Source organism: Streptomyces anatolicus, assembly GCF_019400875.1.
GTDB lineage: Bacteria > Actinomycetota > Actinomycetes > Streptomycetales > Streptomycetaceae > Streptomyces > Streptomyces anatolicus.
Window position 1 is genome coordinate 1 of record NZ_WMBF01000169.1, and the last position, 13,137, is coordinate 13,137.

Annotated in this window: 11 protein-coding genes and 1 riboswitch; of the genes, 8 read left to right on the top strand and 3 right to left on the bottom strand. The window is 73.9% G+C overall.

The window, feature by feature from the left end:
- Window positions 1–256: 256 nt before the first annotated feature.
- Window positions 257–1,393 (bottom strand): alpha/beta hydrolase family protein, encoded by a 1,137-nt coding sequence (locus tag GKQ77_RS16960; RefSeq protein ID WP_219689616.1) that lies wholly within the window; start codon window positions 1,391–1,393, stop codon window positions 257–259.
- 97 nt (window positions 1,394–1,490) lie between these two features.
- Window positions 1,491–2,168, bottom strand: coding sequence for a class II aldolase/adducin family protein (locus GKQ77_RS16965; protein ID WP_219689617.1), 678 nt, complete (start codon window positions 2,166–2,168; stop codon window positions 1,491–1,493).
- 303 nt (window positions 2,169–2,471) lie between these two features.
- Between GKQ77_RS16965 and GKQ77_RS16970 the strand changes: the two genes are divergently transcribed.
- The 7 genes from GKQ77_RS16970 (at window position 2,472) to GKQ77_RS17000 (ending at window position 10,948) form a co-directional block, all read left to right on the top strand.
- Window positions 2,472–3,773 carry an inorganic phosphate transporter gene (locus GKQ77_RS16970; RefSeq protein WP_219689618.1) on the top strand — a complete coding sequence of 434 codons (1,302 nt, stop codon included), beginning with the start codon at window positions 2,472–2,474 and terminating at the stop codon, window positions 3,771–3,773.
- Window positions 3,774–3,785: 12 nt separating this feature from the next.
- Complete coding sequence (locus GKQ77_RS16975; protein WP_219689619.1) at window positions 3,786–4,016, top strand: hypothetical protein; 231 nt, start codon at window positions 3,786–3,788, stop codon at window positions 4,014–4,016.
- Between the two features lie 121 nt (window positions 4,017–4,137).
- Window positions 4,138–4,284: riboswitch (cobalamin riboswitch) on the top strand.
- 107 nt (window positions 4,285–4,391) lie between these two features.
- Complete coding sequence (locus GKQ77_RS16980; RefSeq protein ID WP_219689620.1) at window positions 4,392–5,348, top strand: cobalamin biosynthesis protein; 957 nt, start codon at window positions 4,392–4,394, stop codon at window positions 5,346–5,348.
- Window positions 5,345–6,883, top strand: a complete 1,539-nt coding sequence (locus GKQ77_RS16985) for a cobyric acid synthase (RefSeq protein WP_219689621.1) — start codon at window positions 5,345–5,347, stop codon at window positions 6,881–6,883. Before GKQ77_RS16980 ends, GKQ77_RS16985 begins: the two co-directional genes overlap by 4 nt.
- The gene (locus GKQ77_RS16990; RefSeq protein ID WP_219689622.1) at window positions 6,880–8,940 is read left to right on the top strand and encodes a putative cobaltochelatase; all 2,061 of its coding nucleotides are present in this window, start codon (window positions 6,880–6,882) and stop codon (window positions 8,938–8,940) included. Before GKQ77_RS16985 ends, GKQ77_RS16990 begins: the two co-directional genes overlap by 4 nt.
- Entirely contained in the window at window positions 8,940–9,548 is a 609-nt protein-coding gene (gene cobO / locus GKQ77_RS16995) for a cob(I)yrinic acid a,c-diamide adenosyltransferase (protein ID WP_219689623.1), read from the top strand. Before GKQ77_RS16990 ends, cobO begins: the two co-directional genes overlap by 1 nt.
- A complete protein-coding gene (locus GKQ77_RS17000) occupies window positions 9,542–10,948 on the top strand; it encodes a cobyrinic acid a,c-diamide synthase CobB (RefSeq protein WP_219689624.1) in 1,407 nt (468 codons plus the stop codon). Before cobO ends, GKQ77_RS17000 begins: the two co-directional genes overlap by 7 nt.
- Before the next feature lie 32 nt (window positions 10,949–10,980).
- Here the strand turns inward: GKQ77_RS17000 and GKQ77_RS17005 are convergent, their stop codons facing one another.
- Window positions 10,981–11,712: a ZIP family metal transporter gene (locus tag GKQ77_RS17005; protein WP_219689625.1), complete on the bottom strand. Its 732-nt coding sequence runs from the start codon at window positions 11,710–11,712 to the stop codon at window positions 10,981–10,983.
- Window positions 11,713–11,793: 81 nt separating this feature from the next.
- On the opposite strand from GKQ77_RS17005, the gene cobC reads away from it, so the two are divergent.
- A partial coding sequence (gene cobC / locus GKQ77_RS17010; protein ID WP_219689626.1) for an Rv2231c family histidinol phosphate aminotransferase CobC occupies window positions 11,794–13,137 on the top strand: 1,344 nt, incomplete at its 3' end.

The following is a 13,137-nucleotide window of genomic DNA, read 5'->3' on the forward strand; positions in this document are numbered from 1 at the left end:
GGGCGCGGGACGGCGCGTGCGGCGGCTGCTCACCGCGCCGGGGGCGGCGGAGAGGGGCCGCGCTGGGTCGCGCCGGTCCTCTCCTCGCTTCTCGGCCCTCGGGTAGGGGGCGCGGACAAGTCGGAGCCTGGAGTCGCGCGGGGTACGGGACGTCACGGGAGCAGTCTTCCTGTTGACGGTCCGAAAACCCAAACGGAATGGCGTCGGTGGCCTCCGGGGGGCCGCGCCGGCCGCATGGGAGAGAGCGGGAGAACCGTCACATCAGGGGGGTGAGAAAGCGGCGCAGCGCCTCTTCGTAGCCCCCCGGGTCGGCGTTCCACATGGCGCCGTGGGGGGCGCCGGGGACGACGCGGAGTGTGACCAGTTCCGGGCGCCGCCTGGCCAGTTGGCGGGAGAGGGCCCAGGGGGCGATGGTGTCGTCGGGGCCGTGCAGGAGGAGGGTCGGGACCTTCAGCGCGTCGGGGTCCGCGGCGGCGAGGACGCGGTCGCCGCGCAGGCCCGTGCGGCCCTGGGCGGCGCGGACGGCGAGCGGAAGGAGCGGTCCGGGGGTGCGGCGGGCCGCGGCGAGGGCGCGCAGGGTGGTCTGCCAGTCGAGGACCGGGGAGTCGAGGACGAGGCCGCTGACGCGGTCGCGCAGCGCGGAGTGGGCGGCGGCGTGCAGGCACATGGTGGCGCCGGTGGACCAGCCGTGCAGGATGACGTTGCGGGCGCCGTACCGCACGGCGTAGCGGATGGCGGCGTCCAGGTCGCGCCACTCCGTCTCGCCGAGATGGCCGAGGCCGTCCGCGGAGCGGGGCGCGCCCGGGTCGCCCCGGTAGGCGACGTCGAGCACGGGCAGCCGCAGGCCGCGCAGGAAGTCCATGACGACCATGGGGTGTTCGCGGGTGGTGCCGAGGCCGTGCACGGTGATGACCCAGGTGTCGCGGACGCCGGGTACGAACCAGGCGGGCAGCCCGCCGAGTTCGCCGGGGATGTCGACGTCGGCGTGGTCGATGCCGAGCGCGGCGTGCGGGTCGCCGATGTGGACCTGCGGGGTGAGCCAGACCCTCGCGCCGGGTTCCAGGGTGCCGTGGGTGACGGCTTCGAGACGGCGTACGACGGTGTCGGCCTCGTGGGGGGCGGAGTCGAGGACGGGGCCGACGATGGCGTGGGTGCCGTTGCCGCTGAGGCCGTACGTGCCCGGGCGCAGGCTCGCGAGGGCGCGGGTCAGGGAGACCTGGCCGGCGGCCGTGGCGTGCACGGTCAGGCGGGGCTCCGTCGGCAGCGGGCGGCCCGCCGGTGCCTTGAGGGCGGCGTCGCTGGCGAACCGGCCCGCCGCGATGGCGGCCGCGGCTGTCCCCAGGGCGGCTGTGACTGCGGTGACGGCCGCTGCCGTCGCTTTGGCTGGGCGCACGGTCCCAGTGTCCGGGGCAAAGGGCCCTGGGGCCAGTGGGCGGTACTCGCCGAGTGACGCCGAGTCTCCTGAGTACCGCCGAGTGACCCCGCGCGTCTCAGGGGGACGGCTTCTGGCCGTAGCCCCTCAGCTTGTCCTGCGCCTCCCTCAGCCGCTCGGGAGAGAGAAGCGTGGGTGTGTGGCCCGGCACCGACGAGGCCGTGAGCCAGAGGCGGGACATCCACTCCAGTTGCGCCGTGCGGTCGTACGCCTGGGGCAGGGAGTCTCCGTAGGTGACCGTGCCGTGGTTCTGGAGGAGGCAGCCGGTGCGGTCGCGCAGGGCGTGGAGCATGTTCTCGGCCAGCTCCTGCGTGCCGTAGAGCGCGTAGGGGGCCACGCGGACCGGGCCGCCGAGGACGCCGGTCATGTAGTGCACCGCCGGCAGCTCGGCCACCAGTGTGGAGACGGCCGTGGCGTGTACCGCGTGGGTGTGGACCACGGCCCTCGCGTCGGTGGCGCGGTAGATCGCGAGGTGCATGGGCAGCTCGCTGGTGGGCGTGAGGTCGCCGATGACCCGCCGCCCCGCGAGGTCGACGCCGAGCGCGTCCCGCGGCCGCAGCCGGTCGTAGGGCACCCCGCTCGGCGTGACGAGGACCGTGTCGCCGACGCGTACGGAGACATTGCCCGAGGTGCCGACCACCAGGCCGTCCGCCACCGTCCTGCGGGCCGTCCCGACCAGCTCGCCCCACGCCCGCTCGACGGCGTCCCGCTCCGCGCCCTGCCGCTGCTCAGTCATGGGGCGATCCTGCCAGCCACCTCTGCGGCCCTGTCGCGGGGTGACAAGGATCTCCTCCAGGGCGCGGAGAGCCGGCCGGAGCGGGGCGCGGCAAGGGCGTCCGCGAGGGTGGTGGAAGGCGACACTCCGCCTGAATTGACGGCCTCGGCGCCCTTCTCCGTACGATCGTGATCAGTTACCTGATGGAGACGGAGCGGCGGCGCTCCACTTTGGGTCACCGCGCCGCCCGACCCAGTTCACTTTCCGTTCACCCAGGTTGCCTACGTTCCTCGTGCCACTGACGTCCAACAGAAGCCTGGGTAAATGGAACACATCACGCTTCTCCTCGGGATCGTGATCGTCACCGCTCTCGTGTTCGATTTCACGAACGGTTTCCACGACACTGCCAACGCGATGGCGACGACCATCTCGACCGGCGCTCTCAAGCCCAAGACGGCGGTGGCCATGTCCGCCGTGCTGAACCTCGTCGGAGCCTTCCTCTCCGTCGAAGTCGCCAAGACGATCTCAGGCGGCATCGTCAACGAGGACGGCCTCAAGACAGAGGTCATCTTCGCCGCGCTCGTCGGCGCGATCCTGTGGAACCTGCTGACCTGGCTGGTGGGCCTGCCCTCCAGCTCCTCCCACGCGCTCTTCGGCGGCCTCATCGGCGCCGCGGTCATGTCGATGGGCTGGTCCTCGATCAACGGCGGCACCGTCGTCACCAAGGTGCTGATCCCGGCCATAGCCGCGCCGCTCGTGGCGGGTCTCGCCGCGACGCTCGCGACGCGCCTGACGTACCGCATCGGCCGCAACACCGACACCAAGGCGACCGCCAAGGGCTACCGCTCCGGCCAGATCGCCTCCGCGGGCCTCGTCTCGCTGGCCCACGGCACGAACGACGCGCAGAAGACCATGGGCATCATCACGCTCGCCCTGGTCACCGGCGGTGTCCTCAACCCCGGCGCGAACCCCCCGATGTGGGTCATCGTCTCGGCCGGTGTGGCCATCGCCCTCGGCACCTACCTCGGCGGCTGGCGCATCATCCGCACCATGGGCAAGGGCCTCACCGACCTCCAGCCGCAGCAGGGCTTCGCCGCCCAGACCAGCGCCGCGACGGTCATCCTGGCCTCCTCGCACCTGGGCTTCTCGCTCTCCACCACCCAGTCCTGCTCCGGCGCCGTGATGGGCGCGGGCCTCGGCCGCAAGGGCGGCGTCGTCCGCTGGTCCACCGCGACTCGTATGTTCGTCGCCTGGGGCCTGACCCTGCCGGCCGCCGGCCTCGTCGGCGCGGGCGCCGAGTTCCTCACCCAGCAGGGCCCCTGGGGCATCGCGGCCACCGCCACGCTCCTGGTCGCCGGCTCGGCCGTCATCTGGACGCTCTCCCGGCGCAACGCCGTCGACCACACCAACGTCACCGACGACGACGTCCGCCGCGACGACGACACCACCGGCGCCGAGCCCGTGGGCGTCGTGACCAACGCGATCGCCGCCGTCCAGCCGCCTCCGGCGGGTCCGCTGGCCTCCGTCGGCGCCTCCGCCGACGAGCCGGTCAGGGCCACCATCGCGGCCCCCACCTCGACCACGACCGGCGCCATGGCGGACCCCGCCCGGCCCGCGACGGTATAAGGACACATCAGCATGAACATCGACTGGGCAGCTCTCGGCTCCGTCTTCGGAGTCAGCCTCGCCGTGACGGTGGCTCTCGTGGGCCTCTTCACCCTCGGCATCATCGGCCTCTCCAAGCAGGAGACGGCGTCCGCGTCGGGTGCCGGAACGGGCTCCGTGGCGCTGGCGCGCACCGGCGCGTACGCCTGCTTCGCGCTCTGCGCGGCGGCCGTGACGTACGGGATCTATCTGATCGTCGCCTGACGGCAGCGGTTTTCGGTGGGGTGCGGGACGTGGGTTCACGTCCCGCGCCCCGCTGTCGTGTGCGGGACCCGCTGTGGGGCTCCGCACACTCTCCCGCCGCAGGTCAACGGCGAGTTGACGGGCCTTCGCGGGGCGTGGTGGACTGCCGGGGCCAACTACGGCGGCAGAAGAGGAAGCCGGTGCGAATCCGGCGCGGTCCCGCCACTGTCACCGGGAAGCCACGACGCTCCCGGAAGCCAGGAACTCTCGCCGCCGATCACGTCGAACCAGGGCGCGGACACCCTGAGTGAGGACAGATCGCCATGCGCGGCCGCCCGTTGCCGGACCAGTTCCCGAGCCTCAGTGCTCCTGTGCGCACCACGACGGGCTGAGCCCATGAGTGCCGATCGCGACTTCGCGTACGGCGCCGCCGCCGGACTCCTCGGTGACCTGCTGCTCGGCGATCCCCGCCGGGGCCATCCGGTCGCCGCGTTCGGGCGTGCGGCGGGTGCCGTCGAACAAAGACTGTGGCGGGACCACCGCGGGTGGGGCGCCCTGCACGCCGTGGTCTGCGCCGGGGGCGCGGCGGGCGCCGCCGCGCTCGCCGCCCGGCTGGCACGCCGCTCCCCCGCCGCCTCCCTCGCGCTGACCGCCGCCGCGACCTGGGCCGTGGTCGGCGGGACCTCGCTCGGCCGGGAGGCGCGGGCCATCGGCGGCGCGCTCGCCGCCGGTGACATCGAGGTGGCCCGTGAGCGGCTGCCGCATCTGTGCGGACGCGATCCGCAGGCGCTGGACTCCGACGGCGTCGCGCGCGCCGTCGTCGAGTCCGTCGCCGAGAACACCTCCGACGCGGTGGTCGGGGCGCTGGTGTGGGGGGCCGTCGGCGGAGTGCCGGGGCTCGTCGCGTTCCGTGCCGTGAACACCCTCGACGCCATGGTCGGCCACAAGTCGCCCAGGTACCGCCGCTACGGCTGGGCCTCCGCCCGGCTCGACGACATCCTCGGGTGGCCGGGGGCGCGGCTCACCGCCGGGCTCGCGGCGCTGGCCGGGGAGTCACCTTCGGGGGCGGTACGAGCCTGGCGCGCGGACGCCGGCAAGCACCCGAGCCCCAACGCCGGTCCCGTCGAGGCCTCCTTCGCGGGAGCACTCGGCGTGCGGCTCGGCGGGACCCTCTCGTACGGCGGACGTGTCGAGCACCGGCCGGTCCTGAACGGGGACGGGCGGGACGTGCGCGTGGCCGACATCGAGCGGGCCGTGCGGCTCTCCCGGCGGGTGAGCTGGCTGGCGCTGGGCGTCGCGGTGACGGCCCGCCGGGTGCTCCGGCGGTCGGCGAAGTCAGGGAGAGACGTATGAGTGGCGGACTGCTGGTCGCCGGAACCACCTCGGACGCCGGGAAGAGCGTCGTCACCGCCGGGATCTGCCGGTGGCTGACCCGCAAGGGCGTGGCCGTCGCGCCGTTCAAGGCGCAGAACATGTCCCTCAACTCCTTCGTCACCCGCGAGGGGGCCGAGATCGGCCGGGCGCAGGCCATGCAGGCGCAGGCGGCCCGTGTCGAGCCGAGCGCCCTGATGAACCCCGTACTCCTCAAGCCGGGCAGCGACCGCTCAAGTCAGGTCGTGCTCATGGGCAAGCCCGTGGGCGAGATGAGTGCGCGCGGCTACCACGGGGGGCGTCAGGCCGCGCTGCTCGACACCGTCGTGGGATGCCTCGAGGAGTTGCGGGGCAGCTATGACGCCGTGATCTGTGAAGGGGCGGGCAGTCCCGCCGAGATCAATCTGCGCCGCACCGACATCGTGAACATGGGGATCGCGCGGGCCGCCCGCTTCCCCGTCCTGGTGGTCGGGGACATCGACAGGGGCGGGGTCTTCGCGTCCTTCTTCGGTACGACGGCGCTGCTGAGCGCGGCCGACCAGGAGCTGGTCGCCGGGTATCTCGTCAACAAGTTCCGGGGCGATGTCTCGCTCCTCGAACCCGGCCTCGACATGCTGCACGGGCTCACCGGGCGGCGCACGTTCGGTGTGCTGCCTTTCCGGCACGGGCTCGGCATCGACGAGGAGGACGGCCTGCGGGTCTCCCTGCGGGGTGCCGTGCGGGAGTCCGTGGTGGCGCCGCCGGTCGGGGCGGACGTGCTGCGGGTCGCGGTCTGCGCGGTGCCGCTGATGTCCAACTTCACGGACGTGGACGCGCTGGCCGCCGAGCCGGGTGTCGTCGTGCGGTTCGTGGACCGGGCCGAGGAACTCGTCGACGCCGACCTCGTGGTCGTCCCGGGCACGCGCGGGACCGTGCGTGCCCTTGAGTGGCTGCGCGAGCGCGGGCTCGCGGACGCCCTGGCCCGCCGCGCCGCCGAGGGGCGGCCGGTGCTCGGGATCTGCGGCGGTTTCCAGGTGCTCGGCGAGCACATCGAGGACGAGGTCGAGTCGCGCGCGGGTGCGGTGGACGGGCTCGGGCTGCTGCCGGTGCGGGTGCGGTTCGCCCGCGAGAAGACCCTGGCCCGTCCGGTGGGTGAGGCCCTGGGCGAGCCGGTCGAGGGGTACGAGATCCATCACGGGGTCGCCGAAGTCCTGGGCGGGGAGCCGTTCCTGGACGGCTGCCGGGTCGGCGAGGTGTGGGGCACGCACTGGCACGGGTCGCTGGAGAGCGACGCGTTCCGGCGCCGGTTCCTCACCGAGGTGGCGCGCGCGGCGGGGCGCCGCTTCGTGCCCGCGCCCGACACCTGCTTCGGCGCGCTGCGCGAGGAGCAGCTCGACCTGCTCGGCGACCTGATCGAAGAACACGCGGACACGGATGGGCTGTTGCGCCTGATCGAGAAGGGGGCGCCGGCCGGGCTGCCGTTCATCGCACCCGGAGCGCCGTCGGCATCACCAGAACGTGCCAAGGAGGCCCTGTGAGTACCCCGTATCCGTTCACCGCCCTTGTCGGGCAGGACGACCTGCGGCTCGCGCTCTTGCTGAACGCCGTCTCGCCCGCCGTCGGCGGCGTACTCGTACGGGGTGAGAAGGGCACCGCCAAGTCCACCGCCGTACGCGCCCTCTCGGCGCTGCTGCCCGAGGTGCCGGTCGTCGCGGGGTGCCGCTTCTCGTGCGACCCGGCCGCGCCCGACCCGAACTGCCCCGACGGGCCGCACGAGGCGGGCGGCGGCACGGCGCGGCCCGCGCGGATGGTGGAGCTGCCGGTCGGCGCTTCCGAGGACCGGCTCGTCGGCGCCCTCGACATCGAGCGGGCGCTCGCGGAGGGCGTCAAGGCCTTCGAGCCCGGGCTGCTCGCCGACGCGCACCGGGGCATCCTCTACGTCGACGAGGTCAATCTTCTCCACGACCACCTGGTCGACTTGCTCCTGGACGCCGCCGCGATGGGCGCCTCGTACGTCGAGCGCGAAGGCGTGTCCGTGCGGCACGCCGCCCGCTTCCTGCTCGTCGGCACGATGAACCCCGAAGAGGGCGAGCTGCGGCCGCAGTTGCTCGACCGGTTCGGCCTCACCGTCGAGGTGGCGGCCTCCCGCGAGACGGACCAGCGCGTCGAGGTCGTGCGGCGACGGCTGGCGTACGACGACGACCCCGAGGGGTTCGCCGAGCGCTGGGCGGAGGACGAGACCGCGCTGCGGGAGCGGGTCGTGGCGGCCCGCGCGCTCCTGCCCCAAGTCACCCTCGGTGACGGCGCGTTGCGGCAGATCGCGGCAACCTGCGCGGCCTTCGAGGTCGACGGGATGCGCGCGGACATCGTGATGGCCCGCACGGCGACGGCGCTGGCCGCCTGGGCGGGACGCACGGACGTGGAGAGCGAGGACGTGCGGCAGGCCGCGCTGCTCGCGCTGCCGCACCGCAGGCGCCGCAACCCCTTCGACGCGCCGGGGCTCGACGAGGACAAGCTCGACGAGACGCTGGAGGAGGCGAAGGACCAAGAGGGGGGCGAGGCGCCCGAGCCGCCCGAGGACGACCCCGACGGGGGTGGCCCCGGTGACGGCGGTGGCGGCGGGCAGCCCCCGGAGGGTGGCGGCCCCGACGCCCCGGAACTCCCTTCCCAGCAGCAGGGCCCCGGCTCCGACGAGGCACCGGCGGCCCCCCGGGAACCGGCCCCGAGCGCCGGCCCCGGAGCCGGCGAGCAGCAGCCCGTACGCGCCGCCGAGCCCTTCCGCACGAAAATGCTGAGCGTGCCCGGCATCGGCGAGGGCGCGGCGGGGCGGCGCTCCCGTGCCCGTACCGAGCACGGCCGTACGACGGGTTCGCGGCGACCCAAGGGCGCGCTGACCAAGCTGCACCTGGCGGCGACGGTGCAGGCGGCCGCGCCGCACCAGAAGGCCCGTGGCCGCTCCGGTACCGGCCTTGTCATACGCCGTGACGATCTGCGGCAGGCGACGCGCGAGGGCCGCGAGGGCAACCTCGTACTGTTCGTCGTGGACGCCTCCGGGTCGATGGCGGCGCGGCAGCGGATGAGCGCCGTCAAGGGCGCCGTGCTCTCCCTCCTCCTCGACGCCTACCAGCGGCGCGACAAGGTGGGGCTCGTGACGTTCCGGGGCAAGGACGCTGAGGTCGCGCTGCCGCCGACGTCGTCGGTGGACGCGGCGGCGGCCCGGCTTGAGTCGCTGCCGACGGGCGGGCGCACCCCGCTGGCGGCGGGCCTGCTGAAGGCGCACGACGTGCTGCGCGTCGAGCGGCTGCGGGACGCGGCGCGGCGGCCGCTGGTGGTCGTGGTGACGGACGGGCGCGCCACGGGCGGCGTGGAGCCGGTGGCCCAGGCGGGGCGCGCGGCGCGGCTGTTCGCCGCCGAGGGTGTCGCCTCGGTGGTCGTGGACTGCGAGTCGGGTTACGTACGGCTGGGCCTGGCCGGGCAGTTGGCGGGCGAGCTCGGCGGGACGGCCGTGACGCTGGACGAGCTGCGGGCGGATTCGATCGCCGGTCTCGTCAAGAACGTACAGGGAATGAACTCGCCTTCCAGGAGGGCCGCTTAATGCCGCAGGGACAGCCGAACGTCGTACCGGACGACGGACTCACGACGCGCCAGCGCCGCAACCGCCCGCTCGTCTTCGTCCACACGGGCATCGGCAAGGGCAAGTCGACCGCCGCGTTCGGGCTCGCGCTGCGGGCCTGGAATCAGGGGTGGCCGGTCGGTGTCTTCCAGTTCGTGAAGTCGGCGAAGTGGAAGGTCGGCGAGGAGAACGCGCTGAAGGTGCTCGGCGCCTCCGGTGAGGGCGGGAGCGTCGCCTGGCACAAGATGGGCGAGGGCTGGTCGTGGATCCAGCGTGCCCCCGCCGAGGGCGAGTTGACCAACGAGGACAAGGCCCGCGAGGGCTGGGAGCAGGTCAAGCGGGACCTCGCCGAGGAGACTTACAAGCTGTACGTCCTCGATGAGTTCGCCTATCCGATGCACTGGGGCTGGATCGACACGGACGAGGTCGTGGAGGTGCTGCGCGACCGGCCCGGTACGCAGCATGTCGTCATCACCGGGCGGAACGCCCCGCAGAAGCTGATCGACTTCGCGGATCTCGTCACCGACATGTCGAAGGTCAAGCACCCGATGGACGCCGGGCAGAAGGGGCAGAGGGGCATCGAGTGGTAGCTCGTCTCGTCATCGCGGCGCCGTCGTCGGGCAGCGGCAAGACGACCGTCGCGACGGGCCTGATGGCCGCCTTCGCGGCGGCCGGGCTCGCCGTCTCCCCGCACAAGGTCGGGCCGGACTACATCGACCCCGGCTACCACGCGCTGGCGACCGGCCGCCCCGGCCGCAACCTCGATGCGTATCTGTGCGGCCCCGAGCTGATCGAGCCGCTCTTCGCGCACGGCTCCGCCGGGTGCGATCTCGCCGTGATCGAGGGCGTGATGGGGATGTACGACGGGGCGGCGGGCCGGGGCGAGCTGGCGTCCACGGCGCATGTCGCCAAGCTGCTGCGGGCGCCGGTGGTGCTGGTCGTCGACGCGTCGTCGCAGTCGCGTTCGGTGGCGGCGCTCGTGCACGGCTTCGCCTCGTGGGACCCGGAGGTACGGGTCGCGGGCGTCATCCTCAACAAGGTCGGCTCGGACCGGCACGAGACGCTGCTCCGGGAGGCCCTGGAGGAGTCCGGGGTGCCGGTGCTCGGGGCGCTGCGCCGTGCGCCTCAAGTGCGGGCTCCCTCGCGGCACTTGGGGCTTGTGCCGGTCGCCGAGCGGCGGGCGGAGGCGGTGGAGTCCGTGGCGGCGCTTGCCTCGCGGGTGCGGGAGGGGTGTGACCTGGAGGGGCTTCTCGCGCTGGCACGCAGCGCGCCGTCCCTGCGGGGGGCGGCGTGGGACCCCGCGTCGGGGTTCGGGGCGTCACCGGCTTCGCCGGGTTCGTCCTCAAGCGCCGGACGGGCTGAATTTTCCCCGGCCGGGCCCGGGAGGCAGCGTCCTGTTGTCGCCGTCGCCGGTGGGGCCGCCTTTACGTTCTCGTATGCCGAGCACGCTGAGCTGCTGGCCGCCGCCGGGGCCGAGGTCGTACCGTTCGACCCGCTCCACGACGAGGAGCTGCCGGAGGGGGCCGCCGGGCTGGTCATCGGGGGCGGGTTCCCCGAGGTGTACGCGCCCGAGCTGTCCGCCAACGAGCCGCTGCGCAAGGCCGTGGCTCAGCTCGCGGGGTCCGGGGCGCCCGTCGCCGCCGAGTGCGCGGGGCTGCTGTATCTGGCCCGGGAGCTGGACGGGAAGCCGATGTGCGGGGTCCTCGACGCGCAGGCGCGGATGTCGCAGCGGCTGACGCTGGGCTATCGCGAGGCGGTCGCCGTGTCGGACAGTGTCCTCGCGGCGGCGGGGACGCGGATGCGGGGTCACGAGTTCCACCGCACGGTCGTGGAGCCCGGCGCCGGGGCGGCTGCCGCGTGGGGTCTGCACGCTCCCGAGCGGCGCGTCGAAGGGTTCGTACAGGGGAACGTCCACGCCAGTTATCTGCACACGCACTGGGCGGCGCGGCCGGACATCGCGCGGCGCTTCGTCGAGAGCTGCACGCCGTGACGGTGACGTACGCCGTGAAGACACCGGGCGGCTCATTCGGCGATGCCCACCACCGCCCAGATGAACGCCGCGCCCGCCACCGTGCACAGCAGCGTCGAGCGGGCGGGGTGGTCGTGGTGGGCCTCGGGCAGGATCTCGGCGGCCGCGAGGTACAGCAGCGCGCCGCCGAAGAAGCCGAGGTAGCCGCCGAGCAGCCCCTCCGGGATGGCGAGGAGCAGCGTCGACGCGGCGCCCACCACCGGCGCCACCGCGTCCGCGAAGAGCATCGCGAGCGCCTTGCGGCGGGCGTTCCCGTACAGACTGGTGATCGTGTACGTGTTGAAGCCGTCCGCGAAGTCATGGGCGATGACCGCGAGCGCCACGGCCACGCCCATGCCGCCGCCCACCTGGAAGGCGGCGCCGATCGCGACGCCGTCCATCACGCTGTGCCCGACCATCGCCGCGGCCGCCGTGAGGCCCACCTGGGGGACCCTGCCGTTCTCGTGCCCGGCGGCGCCGTGCGCGGCCTGCCGGACCGCGAGGAGGCGTTCCACCAGATGGGCGACGAGGAAACCGGCCACGAACAGGAGCAGGGCCGCCGGTACGCCGAAGACCGGCTCACCGGCGGCGTCCAGCGCCTCGGGCAGCAGGTCGAGACCGACCACGCCGAGCATCAGGCCACCCGCGAGCCCCAGTACGAGGTGGCGCCGGTCGGTGACCCGCTGGGCCGTCCAGCCGCCCACCAGGGTCATGAGAAAGGCGCCGAGCGCCACGAACACCGCCATGGGCCCTTGCTAGCCGATTGACCCCGCTTCGCGCGCATCCCTCACCCCGTGTCCCCTCACCTCCTAGGAAAGGACCCCTCCATGGCTGACGCCCAGGTTCTCGTCGTGGGCGTCGGCGCCTGCGAGGGCGCCCCCCTGGAGGAGGTGCTCGGGCTCGTACGGGACGCGGTCGGCGAGGCCGGATTCACCGAAGGGGCGGTCGCCGAGCTCGCGACGGTCGACGTGAAGGCCGGGGAGCCGGGGATCGTCGGGGCTGCGGCGCGGCTCGGGGTGCCGCTCGTGGCGTACCCGGCGGCCGAGCTGGCGGAGGTGACGGTTCCGAACCCCTCGGCGCGGTCCAGTGCGGCAGTGGGGACGCCTTCGGTGGCGGAGGCGGCGGCGCTGCGCGGCGGCGGCGAACTCCTCGTCCCCAAGCGGAAGTCGGCGCCGGTGGGGCGCCCGCCGATGGCGACCTGCGCGGTGGCTCGCCGCGACGGTGCTTCCGGAGGGCCCGGCACCGGCCATGACCTGCGCCACCATGGCGACGCGGAGGTACGTGACGACGGCGCGGACCTCACCGACCTGGCGGTGAACGTACGGGCCGACACTCCCCCGGCGTGGCTGAAAGAGGTCATCGCCGCGTCCCTGGACGGCTTGGCGGCGTATCCGGACGGCAGGCAGGCGCGGGAGGCGGTGGCGGCGCGGCACGGTCTGACGCCGGACCGGGTGCTGCTCACCTCGGGTGCGGCGGAGGCGTTCGTGCTGCTCGCGCGGGCGCTGAAGGTCCGTCGCCCCGTCGTCGTGCACCCGCAGTTCACCGAGCCCGAGGCGGCGTTGCGGGACGCGGGGCACGAGGTGGGGCGGGTGCTGCTGCGGGAGGAGGACGGGTTCCGCCTGGGGGGTCGCGCGGTGGTCCCGGAGGAGGCCGACCTCGTGGTCATCGGCAACCCGACGAACCCGACGTCCGTGCTCCACCCGGCGGCGTCGATCGCCGCGCTGGCCCGGCCCGGGCGGATCCTGGTGGTGGACGAGGCGTTCATGGACGCGGTGCCGGGCGAGCGGGAGGCGCTTGCAGGCCGTACGGACGTGCCCGGCCTGGTCGTGCTGCGCAGTCTGACGAAGACGTGGGGCCTGGCCGGGCTCCGGATCGGTTACGTCCTCGCCTCCCCCGACGTGATCTCCGCGCTCGCGCAGGCGCAGCCGCTGTGGCCGGTGTCCACGCCCGCGCTGGTGGCGGCGCGGGCGTGCGTGGCCCCGCGGGCGCTGGCGGAGGCCGGCCACGCCGCGCACCGCGTCGCGGCGGACCGGGCGCATCTCCTCGCGGGCCTCGCCGAGTTGGCCCCCTTCGGGGTCCGCGCGGTGGGTCCGGCGGAGGGTCCTTTCGTGCTCGTCCGGGTGCCCGGCGCGCTGGGGGTACGGGATCGGCTGCGGGCCCGAGGCCGGGGA

Bases quoted from the DNA above. Each gene is read 5' to 3' on its own strand.
- GKQ77_RS16965 (WP_219689617.1), bottom strand. From the start codon at position 2,168: ATGACTGAGCAGCGGCAGGGCGCGGAGCGGGACGCCGTCGAGCGGGCG.
- GKQ77_RS16970 (WP_219689618.1), top strand. From the start codon at position 2,472: ATGGAACACATCACGCTTCTCCTCGGGATCGTGATCGTCACCGCTCTC.
- GKQ77_RS16975 (WP_219689619.1), top strand. From the start codon at position 3,786: ATGAACATCGACTGGGCAGCTCTCGGCTCCGTCTTCGGAGTCAGCCTC.
- GKQ77_RS16980 (WP_219689620.1), top strand. From the start codon at position 4,392: ATGAGTGCCGATCGCGACTTCGCGTACGGCGCCGCCGCCGGACTCCTC.
- GKQ77_RS16985 (WP_219689621.1), top strand. From the start codon at position 5,345: ATGAGTGGCGGACTGCTGGTCGCCGGAACCACCTCGGACGCCGGGAAG.
- cobO (WP_219689623.1), top strand. From the start codon at position 8,940: ATGCCGCAGGGACAGCCGAACGTCGTACCGGACGACGGACTCACGACG.
- GKQ77_RS17005 (WP_219689625.1), bottom strand. From the start codon at position 11,712: ATGGCGGTGTTCGTGGCGCTCGGCGCCTTTCTCATGACCCTGGTGGGC.